This window comes from Myroides profundi, from assembly GCF_000833025.1.
Classification (GTDB): Bacteria; Bacteroidota; Bacteroidia; order Flavobacteriales; family Flavobacteriaceae; genus Flavobacterium; species Flavobacterium profundi_A.
Genome location: NZ_CP010817.1, coordinates 1,038,413 through 1,062,583, shown reverse-complemented (window position 1 = coordinate 1,062,583; position 24,171 = coordinate 1,038,413). Strand labels below are relative to the sequence as shown.

At 34.8% G+C, this 24,171-nt stretch carries 23 protein-coding genes; 4 read left to right on the top strand and 19 right to left on the bottom strand.

Annotation, left to right across the window (positions count from 1 at the left end):
* Positions 1-38 precede the first annotated feature (38 nt).
* The 9 genes from MPR_RS04835 to ffh all read right to left on the bottom strand — a co-directional run bounded on the left by MPR_RS04835 (position 39) and on the right by ffh (position 6,885).
* Positions 39-479 carry a bleomycin resistance protein gene (locus MPR_RS04835; protein WP_041889764.1) on the bottom strand — a complete coding sequence of 147 codons (441 nt, stop codon included), beginning with the start codon at positions 477-479 and terminating at the stop codon, positions 39-41.
* Between the two features lie 45 nt (positions 480-524).
* The gene (locus MPR_RS04830) at positions 525-869 is read right to left on the bottom strand and encodes a helix-turn-helix domain-containing protein (protein ID WP_052472641.1); all 345 of its coding nucleotides are present in this window, start codon (positions 867-869) and stop codon (positions 525-527) included.
* Position 870: 1 nt separating this feature from the next.
* Complete coding sequence (locus MPR_RS04825; protein ID WP_041889761.1) at positions 871-1,218, bottom strand: type II toxin-antitoxin system RelE/ParE family toxin; 348 nt, start codon at positions 1,216-1,218, stop codon at positions 871-873.
* A gap of 173 nt (positions 1,219-1,391) precedes the next feature.
* Positions 1,392-1,859, bottom strand: coding sequence for a hypothetical protein (locus tag MPR_RS04820; RefSeq protein WP_041895178.1), 468 nt, complete (start codon positions 1,857-1,859; stop codon positions 1,392-1,394).
* Positions 1,860-1,893: 34 nt separating this feature from the next.
* Entirely contained in the window at positions 1,894-3,150 is a 1,257-nt protein-coding gene (locus MPR_RS04815; protein ID WP_041889759.1) for an NAD(P)/FAD-dependent oxidoreductase, read from the bottom strand.
* Positions 3,151-3,548: 398 nt separating this feature from the next.
* On the bottom strand, positions 3,549-3,968 hold the full coding sequence (locus MPR_RS04810) for a hypothetical protein (protein WP_041889756.1): 420 nt from the start codon (positions 3,966-3,968) through the stop codon (positions 3,549-3,551).
* Between the two features lie 74 nt (positions 3,969-4,042).
* Positions 4,043-4,492, bottom strand: coding sequence for a hypothetical protein (locus tag MPR_RS04805; protein WP_139177111.1), 450 nt, complete (start codon positions 4,490-4,492; stop codon positions 4,043-4,045).
* A gap of 86 nt (positions 4,493-4,578) precedes the next feature.
* On the bottom strand, positions 4,579-5,466 hold the full coding sequence (locus MPR_RS04800) for a bifunctional 5,10-methylenetetrahydrofolate dehydrogenase/5,10-methenyltetrahydrofolate cyclohydrolase (RefSeq protein WP_006256929.1): 888 nt from the start codon (positions 5,464-5,466) through the stop codon (positions 4,579-4,581).
* 78 nt (positions 5,467-5,544) lie between these two features.
* Positions 5,545-6,885: a signal recognition particle protein gene (gene ffh / locus MPR_RS04795; RefSeq protein ID WP_006256930.1), complete on the bottom strand. Its 1,341-nt coding sequence runs from the start codon at positions 6,883-6,885 to the stop codon at positions 5,545-5,547.
* 214 nt (positions 6,886-7,099) lie between these two features.
* Between ffh and MPR_RS04790 the strand changes: the two genes are divergently transcribed.
* Positions 7,100-8,191 (top strand): serine hydrolase domain-containing protein, encoded by a 1,092-nt coding sequence (locus MPR_RS04790; RefSeq protein ID WP_041889750.1) that lies wholly within the window; start codon positions 7,100-7,102, stop codon positions 8,189-8,191.
* 7 nt (positions 8,192-8,198) lie between these two features.
* On the opposite strand, the gene MPR_RS04785 is transcribed toward MPR_RS04790, so the two are convergent.
* The 3 genes from MPR_RS04785 to MPR_RS04775 are packed head-to-tail and all read right to left on the bottom strand — an operon-like array spanning position 8,199 to position 12,584.
* Entirely contained in the window at positions 8,199-10,862 is a 2,664-nt protein-coding gene (locus tag MPR_RS04785) for a TonB-dependent receptor (RefSeq protein WP_041889749.1), read from the bottom strand.
* A gap of 1 nt (position 10,863) precedes the next feature.
* Entirely contained in the window at positions 10,864-11,715 is an 852-nt protein-coding gene (locus MPR_RS04780) for a GLPGLI family protein (RefSeq protein WP_074761204.1), read from the bottom strand.
* Between the two features lie 44 nt (positions 11,716-11,759).
* Complete coding sequence (locus MPR_RS04775) at positions 11,760-12,584, bottom strand: GLPGLI family protein (protein ID WP_006266521.1); 825 nt, start codon at positions 12,582-12,584, stop codon at positions 11,760-11,762.
* Positions 12,585-12,789: 205 nt separating this feature from the next.
* Here MPR_RS04775 and MPR_RS04770 point away from each other — a divergent pair, with 205 nt between their 5' ends.
* Entirely contained in the window at positions 12,790-14,481 is a 1,692-nt protein-coding gene (locus MPR_RS04770; RefSeq protein ID WP_041889744.1) for an RluA family pseudouridine synthase, read from the top strand.
* Positions 14,482-14,520: 39 nt separating this feature from the next.
* The gene (locus tag MPR_RS04765) at positions 14,521-15,753 is read left to right on the top strand and encodes a DUF445 domain-containing protein (protein WP_041889741.1); all 1,233 of its coding nucleotides are present in this window, start codon (positions 14,521-14,523) and stop codon (positions 15,751-15,753) included.
* 323 nt (positions 15,754-16,076) lie between these two features.
* Here the strand turns inward: MPR_RS04765 and MPR_RS04760 are convergent, their stop codons facing one another.
* The 7 genes from MPR_RS04760 to hisS all read right to left on the bottom strand — a co-directional run bounded on the left by MPR_RS04760 (position 16,077) and on the right by hisS (position 22,728).
* Entirely contained in the window at positions 16,077-16,835 is a 759-nt protein-coding gene (locus MPR_RS04760; RefSeq protein ID WP_041889738.1) for a hypothetical protein, read from the bottom strand.
* On the bottom strand, positions 16,832-17,332 hold the full coding sequence (locus tag MPR_RS04755) for a hypothetical protein (RefSeq protein ID WP_041889736.1): 501 nt from the start codon (positions 17,330-17,332) through the stop codon (positions 16,832-16,834). The genes MPR_RS04760 and MPR_RS04755 overlap by 4 nt, the downstream gene beginning before the upstream one ends.
* Before the next feature lie 121 nt (positions 17,333-17,453).
* Positions 17,454-17,993, bottom strand: a complete 540-nt coding sequence (locus MPR_RS04750; protein WP_235280544.1) for an ankyrin repeat domain-containing protein — start codon at positions 17,991-17,993, stop codon at positions 17,454-17,456.
* A gap of 173 nt (positions 17,994-18,166) precedes the next feature.
* A complete protein-coding gene (locus tag MPR_RS04745; protein ID WP_041889734.1) occupies positions 18,167-19,690 on the bottom strand; it encodes a catalase in 1,524 nt (507 codons plus the stop codon).
* A 323-nt stretch (positions 19,691-20,013) separates the two neighbouring features.
* A complete protein-coding gene (locus MPR_RS04740; protein WP_006256938.1) occupies positions 20,014-20,820 on the bottom strand; it encodes a DUF4261 domain-containing protein in 807 nt (268 codons plus the stop codon).
* Between the two features lie 78 nt (positions 20,821-20,898).
* Positions 20,899-21,294: a hypothetical protein gene (locus tag MPR_RS04735; RefSeq protein ID WP_235280540.1), complete on the bottom strand. Its 396-nt coding sequence runs from the start codon at positions 21,292-21,294 to the stop codon at positions 20,899-20,901.
* Between the two features lie 63 nt (positions 21,295-21,357).
* The gene (hisS, locus tag MPR_RS04730; RefSeq protein WP_041889728.1) at positions 21,358-22,728 is read right to left on the bottom strand and encodes a histidine--tRNA ligase; all 1,371 of its coding nucleotides are present in this window, start codon (positions 22,726-22,728) and stop codon (positions 21,358-21,360) included.
* Between the two features lie 186 nt (positions 22,729-22,914).
* On the opposite strand from hisS, the gene MPR_RS04725 reads away from it, so the two are divergent.
* Complete coding sequence (locus MPR_RS04725) at positions 22,915-24,156, top strand: ABC transporter permease (protein WP_041889725.1); 1,242 nt, start codon at positions 22,915-22,917, stop codon at positions 24,154-24,156.
* The last annotated feature ends 15 nt before the right edge of the window (positions 24,157-24,171 follow it).

Below are 24,171 nucleotides of genomic sequence, written 5' to 3'. Positions count from 1 at the left end.
CACTAAAGTATTGACTTATGTCTTCTAATGCAATCACTTTATTCAGCTACTTTTCGCTCTCCTAAGTTCTCTATTAACCTCAATAAATAGCCATCAGGATCTTGTACTAAGAACTGTTTCTGACCGAACTCTACATCTTCTGCTCTATACCAACGCTCTTCTACATCTATAAATACATTATAATTAGCCTCTTGAAGTCGTTTTAGAATAGGTGCTATGGCATTTACTTCTATCTGAAAGTTTATTCCTCTACCATACGGCTTTTCTAATATTCCTGTCTCCCATTCTCTATCAGCAGGATTATATTGTTCTAGCATTACTTGTGCATCTCCCATACGTAAATAAGCAAAATACTCTTCCTTGCGATCGTACATTACTTCAAACCCAATATAATCACACCAAAACTGTAAGCTACTAGCTAAGTCAGATACTACAAACTCTGGTACTAAAGCTGACCACTTTATATTATCACTTCTCATGATGTTCTTTTAAATAAAAATACTATTTATTAGGTACAAAAAAGGCTATCTTTTAGATAGCCTACGATATACTTTATCCAATTCTAAAATAGTCTCTTGACTATCTAACTCAACATTAAAACTCACCTTTAATCCCAACGCCTTAAATACTTTTAATAAAGTAGTCAGACGAGCATCTGTAGTGCTATTCTCTATCTTTGAGATCTGAGCTTTTTTTACTCCTACTAAGAGACCTAATTCCTCTTGTGTTAAATTACGCTTTTGTCTTGCTTGTTTTATTTGTTGTCCTAACAAGTCAAGCCTTAATTCATTCTCAAACTCTTCTCTACTCTCTGTACCCCTCTCACCAATATATAAATCAGTAATTTCTTCTAAGCTATATGTTTTCATTTTACTCCTCTTTACTATTAAAATAGACATCTCTTAAACGTTCAGCTCTTTCTATTTCTTTTTTAGAAATTTTATCCTCTTTTTTTATAATACCGTGTGTTGAAATCACCATTGTATTTTTATTATCTGACTTATCCCAAAAGGCAAATAGCCTATAATAAAAAGAGCTATACATTGTTCTAAACTCCCAAATATCCCCTTGTAACTTCTTAAATAATTCAATATTTGAAGTAATGCTTGCTTTATTTATATTATAAATAATCTTTGCTCTAGCTTTAGAATCTAAATGGTCTAAAAACTCTTTAGCTTCTTCTAAAAAAGTGACATTAAACTCTAAACCATCTTTCATTATCAATACATTACAAAATTAAATGTTTCCTAATAAAGAAACAATTCTTATTATATATTAAAGATAAAATGATTTAAGAACATAAAATTAAACATATCAAACACCTTCTTAACAATACTAAAATAATACACTTAAAAGGCAATAACTCATTACATCATAGTTAAACAACTTCACTATTCTTCGTCAAAAGAAAACTCACTCCACACCAATTCCCAAAAAGGACTATCTAAATCAAAACGCTCATTATACAATCTCTCTATTTCTTCTTTAGACAATTCAGATTCTGTCAAATAAATCATATACTTCACACACTCTTCAAACTCACCTAAAGAATCTGCAACTAATAATGGTTCCCACTTACCTGCTCCATGCTCTGCAAAATAAACAGGAAAGCCTTTTTCTTCTTCTGTGATATCTATCCAATATGGATCTTGTGCATAACCTCCACATATTACATACCAATTAGGATGAAAATCACCTTCCTTAGTTCCTGTGATATCCTTTCCTTCAACGCTATTATACTTATACCCATCTTGAAAACCTTCAATATCGCCGTGTTGCGGATAAAACTGAGGCATAAAATAATGAGTGCATTCTATCTCTTTTACTATAAAATCTATTATTGCTTTTGGAAATTTCATATTCATCTTTTTAAAAGGATAAAGATAAACCATTCTACACTTGCTTCCCCTTCATCATTTTATTCCAATATAAATACGGCAACATATATTTCTTCAACATCCATAAGCGCCAATGCTCTTGATCACTATTCGAAATAAACATTTGCTTTAACTTAGGATCAGGTGTAAACTCATTCTTATAATTAAACTCAGCCAACACCATCTTTCCATAACCTGTCACTAATGGACAAGAAGAATATCCTTCATACCCTTTATTAGATGCTTCTTTAGTATCTAATAGCTTACATAAATTATCTACTACTACTGGAACTTGTTTACGTATTGCAGCACCTGTCTTAGCAGTTGGTAAACCCGCCACATCTCCGAGTCCAAATACATTAGTATACTTATTGTGTTGTAAGCTGTTTAAATCAACATCTAACCAACCAGCAGTATTTACTAAATTAGATTCTCTTACAAACTGTGGTGCCACTTGAGGTGGTGCTAAATGTAAGAAGTCAAAAGACATCTCTATTACACTATCATCAGCCACAGTGGTACTGCCGTCAGAGATTACCACACATTTATTTTCTGGCATATTAGTGCGTTTAAAATAGACCTTTTTATGATCAGCATCTATTTTAATCGGATTGTGGAAAGGTCTAAAGTCAATACCATATCTATCAACTACTTTCATTAAAGTCTCTGCAATAGGTTTAACTCCAAAAATAACACTCCCAGGCATTGGAAAATGAACTTTAGTATTCTTATCCATTCCTTTCTTTCTAAAATAATCACATGCCAGATACATGATCTTCTGAGGAGCTCCACCACATTTAATAGGTGTATTCGGTTGAGTAAAAATAGCTGTTCCTCCTTTAAATTCTTGTAATAACTTCCAAGTAAATTCTGGGTCTATATAATTACTACACACCACACCTTTCTCTACAGCATCAGCTAATCCTTCTATCAAAGATAAGTCATTCACTAATCCAGGACAGACTACTAGATAATCATACGTATAGGTTATTCCTTCTTTAGTACTTAGGCGATTATTATCAGCATCCATAGAAATAACCATATCTCGAATCCAATCTACACCGCTAGGTATAAGATCCTTTGTAGGTTTTATAGTTTTCTTCTTATCATAAGCTCCCGCCCCTACAAGTGTAAATGCAGGCTGATAATAATGTAATTCTGATGCATCTATAATCCCAATATCTATATTGAGATTACGCTTCTTTAGCTGAGCTGCTGTCATTATACCGGCAGTTCCTGCCCCTATAATAAGGATTTGATAGTGAGTTTTCATTATTTACAATATTGTTTCAGTTAATATACTAAAATATCAATCATCAACTGCCTGCATTGTAACAAATGTTACAATACTGTTTATAATATACTCAATAAATATATTACACTCTGCGTATCACCCAATACAACACAACAGTAAAAACACAATACCTTACGTATCACACAATACATCTCCAATATAACACATCAGTAGAGACACAATATTTTGTGTGTCACACAATACATACCCAATACAACACATCAGTAGAAATGCAATATTTTGCATGTCACACAATACATAGCCAATATAACACATCAGTAGAGACACAATATTTTACATGTCACACAATACATACCCAATAAAACAAAAAAAGAGATGCATAACACTTCTCTAATTTATAAATACTCATTCCATTATCACTTCAGCGTGACAAAAACTACTCCAAACACACCTCCTATAGCACCATATAACGCTACTACACTAGGTCCATTGTTATATTCTATTGACTTGACATCTTCTCTTTTTATACCTACTAGGTCTTTAGAATAACTCGGCTCACTGTTATACTTCCCTTCATTTCCAACAATAATCACGAGATACTCTCCTGACTTTATAACTGGTAGCGCACCGTCATTATACCAAGCACTACTTAAATGATATAGACGCTCTACATATTCCTGTAAGTTAAGTTTGTTCTCTTCTTTAACTTCAGCTTCTTCCTCTATTAAAGGAGAACGACTAAGTACACCTGGATGAGGAGGTCTCACTGTTAGCACTTGGCCATTTACACTTATACCAACTAACAAACAAATACCAATAATTACTTTCTTTATCATAATACAACTACTTCTTTAAAATTACTTCTAGTCTAAAACAATAATAACATATCGCATTTCACCATTTCTAGATTCTAATCCTTTATTGTAATAAATACCATACCCAACAACTTACCCCACGAACCATATTTATCCCCCACATCTATTGGACTTTTATATTCAATATTCTCTATATACTCACGTTCTAAAAAATCTAAATTACTTAAAGGTTCTATTGACCCATCTTTTTTTCCATCTCCCTTATAAGCAAACACTACAATACAGTTGTTAGCTTCTAATTCAGGTATTAAACCTCCATTATTCCATAAACTATTTAACTCATACAAACCAATTACATAATCACACAATTGTATCCCGTCTATTTTATCTTCTGAAAACTTCACTTCTTTTTCGAGTAATCTTTTCTGCCTTTTTTCATAGTATTCAGGTTTATAACACAATGTTCCAACACTAGGTTTAGGATTTTGTGCACTTATCCCCATTCCCAGTAACAAACACAAACAAATAATTATCTTCTTAATCATAGCTTCATATTATTTTTTAAAAAAAAGGCATACGAAATCGTATGCCTTATATCTATTCGTCTAAATAAAACGAATTTATCTCTATTTTATTCCCCTTTTTTAGCTCTTCTAGATCTAGCTAATAAAGTATTCTTTAATAACATCGCTATTGTCATTGGTCCTACACCACCAGGTACAGGAGTAATAAAAGCAGCTTTCTTACTAACCTCATCGAAGTCTACATCTCCTGCGATAACGTATCCTCTAGGATTAGTCTCGTCTGGTACACGAGTGATACCTACGTCTACTACAGTTACTCCATCCTTCACCATATCCCCTTTTAAGAAATAAGGCACTCCTAATGCTGAAATAATAATATCTGCTTCTCTAGTAATCTCTGCAATATTCTTAGTACGACTATGTGTAAGTGTCACAGTAGCATCCCCAGGATAACCTTTACGGCTTAATAAGATACTCATAGGACGACCTACAATGTGAGAACGACCAATAACTACTACGTTTTTACCTGCTGTCTCTACTTTATAACGCTCTAATAATTCCATGATTCCATAAGGAGTAGCTGGCAAGAATGTTTCCATCTCTAGAGCCATACGACCGAAGTTCGTTGGGTGGAACCCATCTACGTCTTTATCCGCATCGATAGCTAATAAGATTTTTTGCTCATCAATGTGTTTTGGAAGAGGTAATTGAACGATATATCCATCTATAGCAGGATCAGCATTCAATTCTTTTACTTTAGCTAAAAGCTCTTCTTCTGTAGTTTCTTCTGGCAAAGAAACTAATGTAGATTCAAAACCTACTTTCTCACAAGATTTAACCTTACTTCCTACGTAAGTTAAACTTGCTCCATTAGTACCAACAATAACTGCTGCTAAGTGAGGTACTTTTTCTCCACGAGCCTTCATCTGTTGAACCTCAACAGCGATCTCATTCTTGATATCTTCCGATACCTTTTTTCCGTCTAGTAGTTGCATTAAAATAAAATGTGTGTTGTGTGTATGTAAATAAAGAAGGTTTAAACCTCATAATGAACCTTAAACCTTCTTCTTTAATTATCTTTGCATGCCTTTCATTTGCCCCATCATTCTCATCAAATTCTTTCCTTTTGCCCCTTGCATCATCTTCATCATTTTGCTCATTTGATCGAACTGCTTAAGCAATTGATTCACTTGTTGTATATCTGTACCCGATCCTTTAGCGATACGGTTCTTACGTTTTACATCTATAATAGATGGTTTAGAACGTTCTGCAGGTGTCATTGAGTAGATAATAGCCTCGATATGTTTAAACGCATCATCTTCTATCTCTACATCTTTCATTGCTTTTCCAACTCCAGGTATCATCCCCATCAAGTCTTTCATATTCCCCATCTTCTTCACTTGCTGAATCTGATTTAAGAAATCGTCAAAACCGAACTCATTCTTCGCGATTTTCTTCTGGATTTTACGAGCCTCTTCTTCGTCGTATTGAGCCTGTGCACGCTCTACTAACGAGATAACGTCTCCCATCCCTAAGATACGGTCTGCCATACGATCTGGATAGAACACATCTATCGCTTCCATCTTCTCACCAGTACCGATAAACTTAATCGGTTTATTTACTACTGATTTAATTGAGATTGCAGCCCCTCCACGTGTATCCCCATCTAACTTAGTAAGGATTACCCCATCGAAGTTTAATCTATCGTTAAAAGCTTTCGCTGTATTTACGGCATCTTGTCCTGTCATAGAGTCCACTACGAATAGCGTCTCATGTGGTGTAATTGCTTTGTGAATATTAGCGATCTCCGTCATCATCTCCTCATCTACTGCTAGACGACCAGCTGTATCGACAATCACTACATTGAATCCATTTGCTTTCGCATGCTTAATAGCATTCTCTGCAATTAGTACAGGATTGTTATTTCCTTCTTCTGAATATACTTCTATACCTAATTGATCACCTACTACATGTAACTGATTAATAGCTGCAGGACGATATACGTCACACGCTACCAATAAAGGTTTCTTATTTTTCTTTGTCTTTAAGAAGTTTGCTAGTTTACCAGAGAATGTTGTTTTCCCTGACCCTTGCAAACCTGACATTAAAATAACTGAAGGATTACCAGATAAGTTAATACCTGCAGCCTCACCTCCCATTAATTGAGTCAACTCGTCCTTAACGATTTTGATCATCAATTGTCCTGGTTGTAAAGTTGTAAGTACCTCTTGTCCTAAGGCTTTTTCTTTTACTATATTAGTAAAATCTTTAGCAATCTTAAAGTTAACGTCGGCATCTAATAGAGCTCTACGAACCTCTTTTAGAGTGTCTGCTACATTGACTTCTGTAATCTTGCCGTGTCCCTTAAGGATATGAAAGGCTTTATCTAATTTATCACTTAAATTATCAAACATATCGGTATTATTTTAATACTTTGAGTCGCCAAAGATACTATTTAACTCGTTAAGTCACAAAAAGCAAAAGCAACAAAACATACTTTTTTAAAAATTATTTGTTATTTCGGTTATTTATCACCAATTACCTTCCCTCTATCGAACCTTTTCAAAGGAGAAAAACTTATTTATAAACCGAATATCATTACCTTAGTTTTTATAATAAAACTAAAACATGAAAAAACTACTTATACTAACCTCAGCTATCATATTATCATATAGTCAAACGATATACAGTCAAGACTTACACACTAAAATAGATAGTATACGCAACCTATACAACGTTCCTGAAGTGGCCTATGCCATTGTAACAAAAGACCAGACTGTTCAAAAAGGTATCTCTGGACATCACAAATTCGGTGAAAAGAACACGCCCTCTAACGCTAATCTAAAAGACTACTTCCACTTAGGTTCCAACTCTAAAGCCATTACAGGGTTTATAGCTGCCAAACTAGTAGAACAAGGCAAAATCAAATGGAGTACTACCTATTTTGATCTATTCCCTGAAGCAAAAAAATCTGCTAATCCTGCATACTATAACGCTACGCTGAAGGACTTCTTCTCTCATAGAGCTAAAGTACACGCCTTCACTAGTGGTACGGAACGCATTGGGCTTCCAAAGTTCGAAGGGACAAAACAACAGCAGAGACAAACTTTCGCTCAACATGTATTATCGATGGCTCCACTAGAAACTCCAGATGGATATACCTATTCTAATGCAGGGTATAGTATAGCAGCTTCTATGTTAGAGAAAGTAGCTAACAAATCTTGGGAAGAACTAGCAAAAGAAATTCTAACCAATGAACTAGGTATAGACTTCGTCATCGGCTGGCCAAATCGCAATCTAGAAAACCAACCTTGGGGACATGCCCTACAGTATGATGTACTAGAATCTGTACCTCCTACTTATAACTATGCCCTAACACTTATAGAACCAGCAGGTGACTTGAGTATGAATATAGAGAATTATATCAAATACATTCAACTCAATCTACAAGGTCTTGCAGGTCAAAACAACGCCCTTAAAGCAAGTACTTATGACTTCTTATTTAATAGTCAAAGCAAATATGCTATAGGTTGGGGGAATCTTATCAATGAGACTACCAAGCTCTATGACCACGCTGGTTCTGATGGTACATTCTTTACCTATACACAGATAGATGGCATCACGAATACTGCCTATATCATCATGGCAAACAGCAGCACTGCCAATGCACAACAAGCTGTAATGAAAATAGTACAAGTGATGAAAGACGCTAATAAGTAAAATAATATTAAAAACTAAATGTAGCTCCTATAAGAACACTTCTACCTCGAATAGGTATCTTTAAGGAGCTACTATTTAATCCATTATAACTTGTATACGAATACTCTTTTTTATCAAGTAAGTTCTGTAACAATGCTGTGAACTCCACTTGCTTCAACTTATATGATGCTGTAGCATCTATAAAGAAGTTTTTATAACTCTCCTTACCTCCCATATCATTATAGTTATGCTCACCACTGAGCTGTAATTGTACATTCTTTAAAGTAAAGAATGACAAATTCACTTGTTGAGTGATATTGTGTAACTTATCAGTATTTCTAAATTGATTGTTCTCCCAAAATATATTGTCACTAATGATATACTGTATAGACATCCAATCTAACTTCTTTACAAAAGCCTCAAAACCTACAGTCCACTGATTACTATAGTTTGTAAACAACGTATTCTGTTGCCATATATCACTTTTATAATACTCATAAGAAGTACTTAAAGCTAATGTCGTTTTTAATTCACTAAATAACTTAGACACTCTCGTATTTAGATATAACTTATCCATCTTTATATCTTGCGCTACTTTATTGCTCCAAGTATAATCCTTAGCGTAATATCCTTGATTAGCTACATTAATCTTAGAAGGTTGGTACCCTATATTCAAATTAAAGAATACAGAAGTCAATAGATTGCGATGATCTAAACCTATCTCATAACGCATAGACTTATACTTCTGTGGCAAATTGCCATAAGTCATAAAATCTCTATAGGTAGCCATCACCACTCCTTGATAATAATTATCTATCTGACTTACAGACTCTGTATAAGAAGTATTCGCATTAAACTTCCACAACTGATTCAAATTATAATTAAACGAAACTGAAGGTGTTATTAAGAAGTTACCTTTCTCTTCGTTCTCAACTCCTATTCTGTCAGATACACTGTGTTGTTCATATTTTAGAGGTATGTTAATCCGTAAATTACCTTCTTTTAAATAATATGTATAACTCGTCGTTAATGTAGTCCCATATTTCTTAAATCTTACACTATTATCATGTAGATATTGATCTAAAAAACTATATTTCTTATCTGTCTCTAATCTAGTCTTTAACTCATCATTATTATAGTACAACTCTACATTCAAGGACAGTGGATTAGACCACACTCTCATCGTCTTGCCAGATTGGGCTTTAAACAATAAATGCTTATTATCTACCTTCTGCCTATCCATACTAGACACCTTATCAGTTCCTTTAAGCGTATTTAAAGTCATACGCTCTGGCTGATCTACATATTTTATAAATGCATCGATCGTATATTTATTATCATCCGTTCCAAATATATACGCAAAGCGATTCTGGATAGTCACATTATCTTGTTTAACATGATTAGTAAATTGATCCATGCCCTGTAGTAAACTTTCATTGCTTCTCTGCCAATTAAAGATGGTCTTCAGTTCATTCTTAAAATAGACAGCTGTGCTATTCTTTTCATAGTTCACAGAAGCATTTAATCTAGTATTACTAAGTGCAACATTCCTATCCTCGTTTAATGTCAATACTTCACCATTCATTAAATCGTAGTTAGAAATATAGTAACTATCTTGTTGTTTGTGATCTTTTGTAATGTCAACCTTAAAACGCAATGTAGCCTCCTTAGCAAGTTTCTTTAGATGGTTGATAGATCCTAAATACGTTTCATTAAACAAGTATCGTTTCTCATCCATCGGTATTCTACGAATACTCGTGTTACCGATGTATTGCTTGAGTGGCATATCAAAAGAAAACAAATCTGTAAAATCTATCTGTTCTCTTGTGTCTACCTCTATATTAACACCAGTGTTATCAGACTTCGCAGTCACTAAAGTTTGACTGTTCTTGGCTATTAAAGTAGCGAATACTTTATTGCTGCTCAACAGAGGTGATCCGCCGAAAGCAGTCTTAACCTCACCAAAAGGCTTTTGTTTATACTCTTCTTTAAACTTGATATTCAAAGCCGCATTCTCACTAAACTCGACTCCTTTCAGTGTTTTGATATGTTGATTATTCTCTATCACTTGTACAGACTGTACAGCATCGATAGGTAAGTTATTAGATGCTATTGTATATTGATTACCTAACAAGTCAAGCCCTTCCATATAAAACTTATTAATAGGCTTCCCTTGATAAGTAATAGCTCCTGTCGTATTTACTGTAATACCAGGTAGCTTCTTTAAGACATCTCTCAGATAGCGATCCTCTTTCCCTTTAAAGGGAGTGACACTGTAGTTAAGCGTATCTCCTTCTTGGGTTATAGCCTGACTTTTAATCACAATCTCCTCTATCTCTATCGCCTTGCTAAACAGTTTTACCTCTTTACTCTTTACAAACGAAACATACTCCACTCTCACATTCTGAAACCCTAAATAGGAGAATATAATATATGCTGGTGTTTCTTCACTCTTTATCAACACTTCGCCAGACTTAGTACTTAATGCATAAGTTATCATCTCATCGGTACTATCGTATACCTTACAGATAACTCCTTCTATAGGTTCGTCACTCTCTCCATTAATAACTCTCCCTTTCACAATAGTACCTTGACTAAAACATAACTGAGTAAACAGCAATAAAAATATAGTCCAAAATTGATTAAACAATCTCAGACTAATTTTCTCACTATTTATACTCTTAATACTCATTTTACTCTAACTCTATCGGATTATAAGGTAATGCTTTATAATTCTGACTCGCTTCAACTTTTCCAGGAGACGAATACACTTGCCCTTGCATTAGAATACCAGGATTCTCATAAAAAGCTCGCTCAGCTTTTAGAAAAGCAGTTCTGGTAGTGTTAACAATATTAGACTCTATAGGTATATAGATATCTTGTTGTTCCTTATCAATACCAATTGCTGTAAATACATACTCTTTAGTAGCATCTTCTAATTTCAAAATCAAACCAGGCAATCCACCGAATAGATGAGGTCCATCACTAATAGGAATCTCTTCTGTATACCACGCTACATAGTTTCTACCTCTAAACGAAGTAGTAGCTTTCTTGCAGACATAACCAAGAATCTCCTGCTTTTCTGATTTTACTTTCCACTTTATATCTAATTCACTTTCTTCATATTGATAAAAGTACCCAAAGAAACCAGATTGCGTAGTCACTTTCTTTTCTGGATAATTCTTATAAATTCTTGCTTGTAACTGCTTTTTCTTATTTACAGCAACCAAAGCATTAAGCTGATCAATATGTGGTTCTTGCTTAGAAAAAGCTTCCTGCAGAGAATCTTGCTTTAAAGTATAAAAATCACTGTAATTAGATACAGTCTCTCCTATCAGCAAGACAGTTTTAGCATTAGTCACACTGCGTTTATTCTCTTTAAAATCTAAATCATAAAACACCCTTAATCGGCTCTTATCTATATCTTTTTTATTAATTGCTTCTACAGCTTTCATCGGCTTAGAATTATTCATTCTCGTGAGTTGAGCATTACAAAAACTAAATACAAACACTGAACACAAAACGGTAAAACATATTCTCTTCATAAACTTCTTTTTTATATAAACACTTGCACTCTTAAGAGTTTCTTTTACTCTAACTCTATCGGATTATAGGGTATTGATTTCATTCCACTTATATTAGTCACTTTTCCTGGTTCTGTATAAATCTTTCCTTGTAATGAAGCTCCTGGGTCAAGATGATCATTCTTATCTCCTCTTCTAAATGATCCTCTATCTGTCTTCGTTACTTTAGGATGAATAGTTAAAAATACCTCCTCATTCTTATTCTCAATTCTATTAGCTATAAAAGCATAGGCATTCTTAGTGTCTCTTACTTCTAATATCAAACCTGGTAATCCAGTAAATAAAAATGGACCATCACTAATAGGCAAATCATCTGTGTACCACACTACATAATCACGCCCTCTAAACTTAGCAGTAGCTTTAGTACATTGATACCCTAAAATTTCTTTCTGTTCCTTTCCTATTTTCCATTCTATCTTAGGAATACTTTCCTCATATTCAAATCTCTTACCTCCTATCAAATCATTTACCACTACTTTAGATGTTGAAAAATCTTTCAGTATTACACCTTTATAAACATATTTACCAAACACCTTCAGACCTTCAGCTATATTATCCTTATTTAATTCTCCTGTAAGTGCCGCATTATTATAAGCGATAGCATCTGATTCAACTACATCAAAATACTTACTCTTAGAATCTAGTATCTGTAACACTGTTTCTCCTGACTTCTTCTTATTTGTTGAGTTATCATCTAATTGATAATACACAGACAACTTAGATTGTCCTATAATCTCTGTTTCTATCTTAGGAAAACCTTTTGTACTTTGAGCAGACACATTATTTACTACTATAAAACACAGATACATTAAATTCAATATTTTTTTCATCTTTGCCATTCTTTATATAACAAGATATTTTACCTTGTCTAAATAACTAATTAATTAGTTACTAAACTACAAAAATAGTTTTACATCTTTTAATAATTATCAAATACTTTTTGAAATAGCTAAATATGAATTATAATATTTTAAAACAATGCTCTTTCCCATCTCCCTTTTATCCTTAATTTTGCAGTCTAAAAATTAGAATTACATGTCTCAGCCTAAAGCTATCTTCAGAAAGTTTACCAGTGATTTGCAGTCTATAGCACTGCCGACTAAGTTTACTTTCCCTTTTTATTACGAACCTCATCCCCTAACCGTACTAGCAGCAGAAGAGTTACAACATGAACTAAGTACACATCCTCTTATAGCACCGCTATTTGACACAGAGGATGAGAACTGTCTACCTACAGGTAAGATGTTTGGTGTACTAGTAGTAAAAAATGAAAAAGGAGAACTAGGCTACTTAGCAGGCTTCTCTGGTAAGCTAGGCAGTCATACAGACCTAGAAGGATATGTACCACTAATCTTTGACCTGTGGAATGAGAACGGCTTTTTTGCAAGAGAAGATGTAGAGGTAAAAGCAATTAATGCTATCAATGCCAAAATAGAAAAACTAGAAGCAGATACTATATATAGCAATGCCAAAGCTTTATTGAAACAACAGATAGCTGAAGAAAAAACAGCCATCGAAGAAAAGAAAGCACAGCATAAAAAACAAAAAAACGAACGAAAAGCCATCCGAAAAGAACAAGAAGTCATACTTTCTCCTGAAGAATTTCAGCTTTTAAATGATGATTTAGTCAAACAGAGTTTAAGAGATAAATATGAGTTGCGCGTACTGACAGAATATTGGCTAGAGCAAATCACTACGACTAGAGATATCACGACAAGTATAGAAGAGGAGCTAAATAACCTAAAAGAAGAACGCAAACAAAAGTCTAATGGGCTACAGCAAAAACTATTCGCTTCTTACAAATTCTTAAATTACAAAGGAGAAGAACAAAGCTTATTAGAGATCTTCGAGAAGACAGTATTACAACAGCCACCTGCTGCTGCTGGAGACTGTGCGGCTCCTAAACTGATGCAATACGCCTATGAGCATAATTATACGCCTATTGCCTTAGGAGAATTCTGGTGGGGAGAGTCTCCGAAGTCAGAGATTCGCAAGCATCAGCACTTCTACCCTTCTTGTCGTAGTAAGTGTGAGCCTATTTTAGGACATATGCTAGAAGGCTTAGAAGTAGATGATAATCCACTACTAATCAACCCTGCTCTTAACAGACCTATTGAGGTAGTCTATGAGGATGAGTACTTTGCTATTGTAAATAAGCCTGAAGACTTCTTATCTGTACCTGGTATTTATATACTAGATTCTGTATATGAGCGTATGAAACTTCGCTACCCTAATGCTACAGGGCCTCTTATCGTACACCGATTAGACATGCCTACATCAGGTATCTTAATCATTGCTAAGGATAAAGACTCTCATAAAGCACTACAGAGCCAGTTTATAAAGAAGAGCTTAGAGAAGAGATATGTCGCTATACTAGATGGTATCATAGAAGAAGACGAAGGGATTATAGAACTACCGTTGAGAATAGACTTTGACGATAGACCTAGACAGATGGTATGCTATGAATATGGCAAGTATGCCAAGACTAGATACGAAGTGATAGAACGCAAAGATGGCAAGACAAAAGTGTACTTCTATCCTATCACAGGGCGTACACATCAGCTGCGTATGCATGCCTCACACCCAAAAGGACTAAACACACCTATAGTAGGTGATGACCTATATGGTGCCAAAGCAGATAGACTATACCTACATGCAGAAAGTATCACTTTTAGACATCCAAAGACATACGAATTAATGACATTTACCATAAAAGAGAGCTTCTAAGCTCTCTTTTTTCATTACATTAGCTATAAATACAGCACTATGAATGAAAAGAAAAAACAGTTACAAAAGCATAAACGCATAGCTACTGGTCTATTTATACTTATGGCTATCCTCTATATCTCTATGGTATATGCCATCAGACATTCACCTGCTTCGTGGATGGGATATGTCAAGGCATTCTCAGAAGCTGCGATGGTCGGGGCACTAGCAGACTGGTTTGCGGTGACAGCTCTTTTTAGACATCCGATGGGCATGCCCATTCCGCATACTAATCTTATTGTCAATAGCAAAAACAAGATTGGAGATAACCTAGGAGACTTTGTCACAGATAACTTCTTGACTTCAGATAATATCAGACCTTATGTAGAGAAAGTTGATTTAGCGAATATGATTTCTACTTGGTTAAACAAACCTAATAATCAAATCATTTTAGAGCATGAGATTACTTCACTTGCCAAACGAATACTCGCTGAACTAGAGGACGAAACAATCATTGCACTGATGACTTCAAAAGCGAAAGAAGGTATCGCGGCTATTAATATTCAAAGCTTTGTATCACAAGGAGTCACCTATGCTATCGAAAAGAATGAACACAATAGATTATTAGATATTATCTTGCCTAAGGCACAACTCTATGTAGAAGAACACCGCCAAGAAATATATGACAATGTCGTAGAGAAAAAACCTATCTTAGGGCTTATCGGAGGTAAAGCGGTGACGAATCAACTTATCAGTGGTATCAATACCTTCTTAAGTGATATAGAAAAAGACCCTAATCACAAAATAAGAAAAGAGATTACCCTAAGGTTAGAAATGCTCGCTGTAGATATAGAAGCTTCTCCTATGTGGAAAGCTAAGTTTGATGAAATCATAGGTCAATTCATTACTGATGATACTATTCATACGTATATGCAAGATCTATGGCATTCTACAAAAGAGAATCTACTCGTACAACTAGAGGACAATAACTCAGTACTCCGCAAGTACATCTCTAATAGCCTGTCTAAAATAGCACTAGACTTAGAGAATAACGAAGAGAATAAAATAAAGATCAATAAGTGGATACAACACACCATCTATAAAGTAGCTCTTAAAAACACAAAAGAAGTAGGGCAACTAATCAGAAATACTGTAGATAGCTGGGATGGTCGTGAACTAAGTGATAAACTAGAACTAGAAGTAGGTAAAGACTTACAGTATATCCGTATCAACGGTACTCTAGTGGGAGGACTAGTAGGGTTACTTATTTATATTATTACTTCCTTGTTATAGTTATATTACACTTGTAATATAACTAGGCTAATTTATTGTAATCTATATACCAATTTTACACTACTCTGCTTCCTATCTCCTCTTAAAATGAGTTGAGGTGAGTCCGTAGTGAGTCCGTTATGAGTCCGTTATGAGTCCGTTATGAGTCCGTAGTGTGTCCGTTAAATCAAGTAAAAAAACGGAGGCAATACCTACTTAAACCATAAACAATATCGAAATATCTGCTATTAGACTAAACTTAGTTTACTATAAAGCTAATACTACAGAACAAAAAAAGCTGTAACATCTCTGTTACAGCTTCATTATATTAGATGGTTTAGGATCTAATTATCAGATTGTCCTTTTAGGCTTACTTCATTTCCTTCACTATCTGTTTTAACGATAGTTACTTCATGTGCTACTTCTGACTCAGGATTATCCATTAAGATCGTGATCATATCATTCGCCTTTTTATCTTTAAAATACAGTACTCTATTACCCATTGTACCTTGTATATCTTCAGTTCCTTCTAGAATCAGGTCTGGGATATCAGATACTAGCTTACCGTCGTTCCATATTGTTAAGCGCATTACTTTCTCATCTTTTCTATCTATACGCCAGATATCTTGTCCCGTTTTAATAATAGCATATGGTTCTAAGAACTTATTCACACTTCTGTGCAATCTCTTCTTATCTGCCTGAATCATTTCTTCTCTTATCTTCTTCTCTAGTTCAGTCTGATCGATAATGCGATAAATATCTCCGCTCTCTGTCAACCACATTCTACCCAAGTCAAACATAATACCGCGCCATCCCATATGACTGTATTCTTCTATTACAGAGTTCGCTATCTTAGCTGAAAACTCAGGTACAAAAAACTCTTCAAAACGACTCACAAATTCGAACTCGGAAGTCACTGGTGGCAAAGGGTATTCTCGCTTCAGAGGATAAACTATTCTCTTGGCGATACCTTCTCTATCTTCATTCTCAAACAAAGTGATTAAGGATTTTATTCGTTCTACCGAAGCATCAGATAGATTACTCTCCTGACTATACCCACTTAATCCCATCATTAGGAATAAAACTGCTAATATTCTTTTCATATTTTTATTTTCTTTTTTAATCCTTCTAATCTATCGCGCATATGCTCTGACAATAGTTTCTGTACTTCTAGATCTGACTCCGTTTCTTTTAAATAATCGAAGTGTACTAATAATTCTTCTATTCTCTCTTGACTCAATTCTATATTAGCTGTACTCAAAAAAGTATCAAAAGAAATATGAGCTGCACATAGATAATCAAATAAATACTCTTTTCCTCCTCTTTCTAATAAAGTCTGTGCTAATAAATGAAACTTATTATACACTGAAAAATTAAGTTTAGACGCGGTCCCGATATGAATAAATAACTCTCTTAATAGAGGCAAATCTACAGTATCTAATTGCTGACAAACTAACTCTGCTATCTGAATTCTAAAAAGGTAATTATCATCTTTAAACTTAGCTCCATACTTTCCGTTCCAATCTAGGGCTAACCACTCACTATCAGATGAAGAATAATTATCTATAAAACTTTGAAAATCAACACTACTCACTTCCATATCTCCTTACTTTTTTTATTCTAATACGAATGATAAAAATACAATTAAAAATAAAAAAGCGAACAATTACTTTTCTACTATTTAAAAAGTAATTGTTCGCTTAGGATTAAACCCTTATTCTTTACTGTAAGAGTGAGATCATCTCTTTATTATCTTGTAATACGGCATGGTCTAATGCTGTCTTTCCTCTGTTATCTTTTACTGTCTTATCTGCACCTGCCTTTAGTAAAGCACCTACAATATCAGTAGTCCCAAAAGTTACTGCAAAAATAAGAGGACTAGCCTCATTACTATTCCTTCTATTGACATCTGCACCTGACTCTAATAACCAATTAACCAAAGTCAAATTCTTTTTAAACACAGCTCCTATCAAAGCTGTATTGCCCATAGCATCTTGTTTCTCTAGGTCTACCCCTGCTTCTAGTAGTACCTTCACTACCTCCTTACTATCGTTATACACTGCTATCGTTAAGGGAGTAAAAGAACGATCATTGACTTGATTTAAATCTATCTTTTGACTGATCAACTGCTTTACCTCCTCTGTATTATTCTCTCTTGCGGCTGTAAATATATCTTGTCCAAAACTAATATGAACACTACATAACAACAGTCCTACTATCATCCATTGTTTCATCACTAACACTAAAAATAGATTCAACACAAATACATATCCATAGATGCAAATCTAGGTACAGAACAATGGTAGAAAGTAAATAATATAAAAATATAAGCTTGTACCTAAATCTGTTCTTCTATACTCTTGATAAAATATGATGTGGGGCCATATAGAGTAGATAATGTATCTATGCTGAATCTTTGTTTATACTATATCTATTATTGAACTAAATAAGGTTTAATCTCATCTAGCTTCATATCTACTGCTTTTAATAGACGCGTACCATATTCTTTATCAGCTTGATAAAAATAAGCAATCATCTTATGTACAATCACCTTATTCTTAATCGTCTTAAATGCTCCACTCAAATTCTTGATTAAATTATCTTGATCTTTTTTAGAGAACGAGCGATATAGATCACCAGCTTGTTTAAAGTTATTCTCCTTATCTATCACATGCTGTGTAGTACTAACAGGTTTAAAGAACTCAGACTTAGAGTACATAAACTTAGCATTATCTACTACTTCAGGTTTATTAGTAGATGGCTGATAGTTCACATCACCAGACTGTACATGTGTAGACATATACCCATTCTGGTTATAAGTAGTCGCTGTATTCTTAGGTGCATTAACAGGTATTTGTTGGAAATTCCCTGTTAAACGGTGACGTTGTGTATCGGCATAAGAGAATAATCTTCCTTGTAACAGTTTATCCTCAGAAGGCTCTATACCAGGCACTAATGTACTAGGTGCAAAGGCAGCTTGTTCTACCTGTTGGAAGTAGTTCGTAGGATTAGCCTTTAATGTCATTGTACCTACTTTTACAGACTTCGCGATCTCAGCTGGCCAAATCTTCGTTACATCTACAGGATTAAAGTCTAAGGCATCAAAGTCTTCTCTCTTTAACATCTGTACATATAAGTCCCAGATAGGATAATCACCTCTATCTATTGCGTGATATAAGTCTAAAGTCGCATGCTCTACTGAAGTTGCTTGGATAGCGTTAGCCTCTTCTTGTGTCAGGTTTTTAATCTCCTGACGAGGTACCCATTTATACTTTACATACGTTACTTCTCCTTTATCATTCATCCATTTATACGCGTGTACTCCATTCCCTTCCATCTGTCTAAAGTTAGCTGGTATACCATAATCAGAGAACAGCCAAGTAAACATATGAGTAGATTCTGGCAAATTAGAAAAGAAGTCAAATACTCTATTCGGATCTGATGCCCCATTAGTCAAAGGAGACGGTTTAAAAGCGTGTACCATATCAGGGAACTTAATCGCATCTCTGATAAAGAATACCGGAAGGTTATTTCCGACTAAGTCATAGTTACCTTGCTCTGTATAGAACTTTACCGCAAAACCACGTGGGTCTCTATACGTCTCTGGTGACCCTTGCTGATGTGTCACAGTAGAGAATCTTACCATCACAGGCGTTGTCTTACCTGCTTGTGATAAAAAGTCTGCCATCGTCACATCCGAAAAATCAGCACTCGCTACAAACTCTCCGAAAGCTCCAGCTCCACGAGCGTGTACTACTCTCTCAGGAATACGCTCTCTGTCAAAAGCTGCTAACTTCTCTATTAAATGGATGTCTTCTAATAATACTTGTCCATTATTACCAATGGTTTTAGAATGTTGATTACTTCCTACAGGGTTACCTGTATTCGTAGTCAAAACTTGAGCTTGAATAAAAGATGATACTACTAATGCAGATATCAAAAAACTACGTTTAAGCATAAAATTAATATTTGTTGTTTAGATTTTTTCTTTACATCACAAATATATTATGCCCCTCAACGGTACGTCAGTCTTTACGAACGATAGATTTTATTCTATCATAGGTACTATTTATCATAAATACTATCTATTATAGATTCCTCTATATCGTCTACTATTTATTCCTAAAAAGAGATGTATAAGCGACAATGTGTTATAATTCCTACAATCCCTGTATCATCTTATTCTTATACATAAACAAAAAAGGAGCAATAATCTTTTTAAAACTATTACTCCTCAAGGTTCAATTATATATATTCAATTGTAAGTGTCTACTTTTCTGACTAACTCATGACTACATTGATCACTGTTCTTCTAGGTTGAGATGAAGAGAACTCCTTATGACAAGTCCATTTGCTCCCTGGCTCAAACCCTTCTATTGTATTTCCATCTTCTATGACATCCCCTGCTTCCATTAAATAATAAGCATAGTCCCATAGACGACCTGCTACCTCATTCACTATCGTATCATCATCAAAGAAAAACTGAAAATCAGAAATACCTAACGCATGTAACCCTACTGTATCCATTAACAGGCTTCCATACTCTGGCTGATTCACATTATATAAACGAACATTGATCATTAAGTCTAATGCAACGTAGTTAGGATCTAGACAGTCTCTCATAAATACTTCTGGATCAATCAACTTCTCACCGTGCTCAGAAACAATGATAGTAGGCTGAGCTACTTTAGCCATCGCAAAAAGCATCTGCTGCATTAATACAATACGTATGCGAGGCTCTAAACTTCTACTCAAAAAATCAGTCACTAACACCTCATATTGACAATTCTTCAATACCTCTGCTCCCTCTTCCCAATGCCAATTCTGTTCTGTATATTTCTGGTCAATCTTCTTAACACTGTCATCCTCTGCATGCATCACGACACACTGCGCAGGCACAATACCCTCTTCGAACTCTACTTCACAATCAGGGAAAGTAAACACATTAGCCTCTTTTGCAAAGGTTACATTAGGAAACACTTGTTTTAATTCTTCTAATACTGCTTGTAGGTCTATAGATGGCTTCTGTTCAAATAACAATCTAAACATCATCATCTTCGGGTTATTACCTAGTTTTTTACTTCCCATATCTTATTGAAATATTATTAATGTATTGCAAGCTTAAAATTACGGAATTACAACAATTAAAAGATGAGTAATATCACCTTATTTACTATAAGTCTTTTTTAATAGCTTATCAATCTGATAACCATGCTGTACTAATAGAGCTAAACCATCTAACTCTAGTCTTTCTTGTGTTGGCTTCCACCCTTGTTCTAATCCATAATCTAAGGCTAAACGGATAAATAATGGTCTATTTAAATTCACCACTATTTCTTTTTCTAACGCTGTATTATATAATAGCACACTATGATTAAGTGGATTACCTACATAATAGTCATCTAACACACGGAAGTGAACGAGTAAAGCATACTTACTATACTTATCTACAAAGATGCGCATAATGAAAATGCTCTCCTCTGTATCAGCGATATAAGTAACTCCTATACTATATAGATACTCCGAGTTATTTACTCTTAATGTTCTTAGCTTCTTCTTCATAGGCATAAAAAAAGGTATGTGTAAGTAAACACATACCTTCTATATTTCAAAATAAACTATTCGTTATTTTAATTTAGCAATCAGCTCTTCTAATGATAATACCTCCTGCTCACCTGATGTTAATTCTTTTAGTGTATATTTCTGATCTGCCATTTCTTGAGATCCTACTAACACTGCATAAGGAATTCCTTTCTTATCTGCGAACTGGAATTGCTTACCTACTTTAGCTTTATCAGGGTAAACTTCTGTACGGATACCAGCATCTCTTAGCTTCATCACTGCTTGTACTCCATAGCTCATCTCTTCTTCTCCCATATTTAAGAACATCACTTTAGAAGATGCACTTACTGTCTCTGGGAATAGATTTAACTCTTCCATCACTAAATAGATACGGTCTAAACCGAACGAAATACCTACCCCGCTCATATCTTTAAGTCCGAAGATACCTGTAAGGTCATCATAACGACCACCTCCACCTATAGAACCAAGCTGTACTGTCTCAGGTGCTCCAATCTCAAAGATCGCTCCTGTATAGTAATTAAGTCCTCTAGCTAAAGTCACATCTAAGTTTAGCTTCGCTGTCTGTAGCCCGATAAGCGCTACTTCTCTTCCTACGAATGCTAACTCTTCTACTCCTTTTAATCCTTCTTCTGATGACGCTAGCATCACACGTAGTTTCGCTAATTTCTCTTCAAAAGTACCTGTGAAGTTAAACAATGCTTTTACTTTATCAATAGCTTCTGTAGTAATACCCTTTTCATTCATCTCTTTTCTCACTCCTTCTTCCCCGATTTTATCCAGTTTATCAAGAGCTACAGTAAAGTCAATTAACTTATCACTTGCATCAATCACCTCAGCAATACCTGCTAATATTTTTCTATTGTTTAGTTTTATAGTTACTCCATTTACTCCTAATGCAGTGAATACTCTGTCATATAAAGTAACAAACTCTACCTCTTGCCACAGTGATTTAGATCCGATCACATCAGCATCACACTGATAGAACTCTCTATATCTACCTTTCTGTGGACGGTCTGCACGCCATACAGGTTGCATTTGGTAACGTTTAAAAGGGAAGTCTAACTCATTCTGGTGCATTACTACATAACGTGCAAAAGGCACAGTCAAGTCATAACGCAATGCCTTCTCAGAGATCTGACTCGTTAGTTTTAAACTATTCTTACTCTCTAATACAGTCTCGTCTACTTTACTTAAGTAATCACCTGAGTTTAAAATCTTAAAAATTAAACGATCACCCTCTTCACCATACTTACCAAGTAGAGTATCAAGGTTTTCGAAAGAAGGAGTCTCGATGGGATGGAATCCAAATTTCTCAAATCCATGTCGGATAGTCTGCATGATGTATTGTCTTCTTGCTACTTCTGTTGGAGAAAAGTCTCTTGTACCTTTTGGAATTCCAGGTTTCTTTGCCATCTCTAATTAATTTTTATGTATTATTATTAGACAAAACTACTACTTTTTTTAAAATCCTCCTATTGAATCAGAGGGGTAAGTATGAGTATTTGTCACTTATTTTAAGAAAAGAAGATAACTGTGAGGTTTAAACTTTTTTTGTGTATTTTTACTTCTAGCAACTATATTAATTACTCCTACTACTATATGTTTAAAATCGGAATCGAAAACATGAGAATCGCCTTGACAAGTATTAAGAGTCAAATACTCCGTACTTGTATCACTGTGTTTATCATAGCAATCGGTATATGGGCATTAGTAGGAATATTAGCTGTAGTATCTGCTCTTCGCAATACAATATTAGATGACTTTGCCTCTATGGGAGCAAATACATTTACGATATTGAGATACGATGTCGCAGACAGAATGGCTAAGAATAAGTCTGTACAAAAGGTTAATCCTGTTATTACTTATAATGAAGCACAGGCATTTAAAAGAGAGTTTTTGTTTCCTTTCACTAATGTGTCTCTGTCTTTTAACGCTGCCTCGAATATCGAAGTCAAAAATGACTTCATGAAAACAGATCCTGAAATCCCTATTATCGGATGTGATGAAAACTACTTATCCAATAGTGGATTAACTGTCACGGAGGGTAGAAACTTTAGCTATACTGATATTGCTAATGATCACTTCGTATGTGTTATCGGTTCTGACTTTTCTAAAAAGATGTTTAAAGATCAGAATCCGATAAGTCAGATTATCTCTATTCGAGGGTATAAGTTTAGAATAATAGGAATGCTGAAAGAGCAAGGAAGTACTTTTGGTCAAAATGAAGACCAACGAATCTTTATCCCGATAAAGATTGCTCGTTCTATATTTAATACTGCACATGGTAACTATGATATCAAAATAGGTCTATTACAAGATAACTTACTTAATCAAGCCATAGATCAGGCTACTATAGACTTTAGAAATATCAGAAAACTAACTCCTGCTCAACCTTCTAATTTTGGTATCGAACGCAGTGATGATTTGATACGCTCTATGATGAAACAGGTAAATATGCTGAATGTAGCAGCCTGGGTAATCGGTCTAATCACAATACTAGGGTCGTCTATAGCACTGATGAATATCATGCTCGTATCTGTCACTGAACGTACTCGTGAGATAGGTGTACGCAAATCTCTAGGTGCTAAAAAGAAAACAATAGCGATACAGTTCTTTACTGAAACGATCATCATTGGTCAGTTAGGTGGGCTATTAGGGACTCTACTTGGTATCCTAACTGCTTATGCTTTAGCCCAAGTCATGAGCTTTAGTTTTACTGTGCCGTGGACAGCTATCATAGCTGCTTTTACTACTACCTTTATTGTTGCGATAATATCAGGGCTATACCCTGCGATGAAAGCTGCTAAGCTAGATCCTGTGGAAGCATTGAGATATGAGTAATGTTTTTTGTGATAT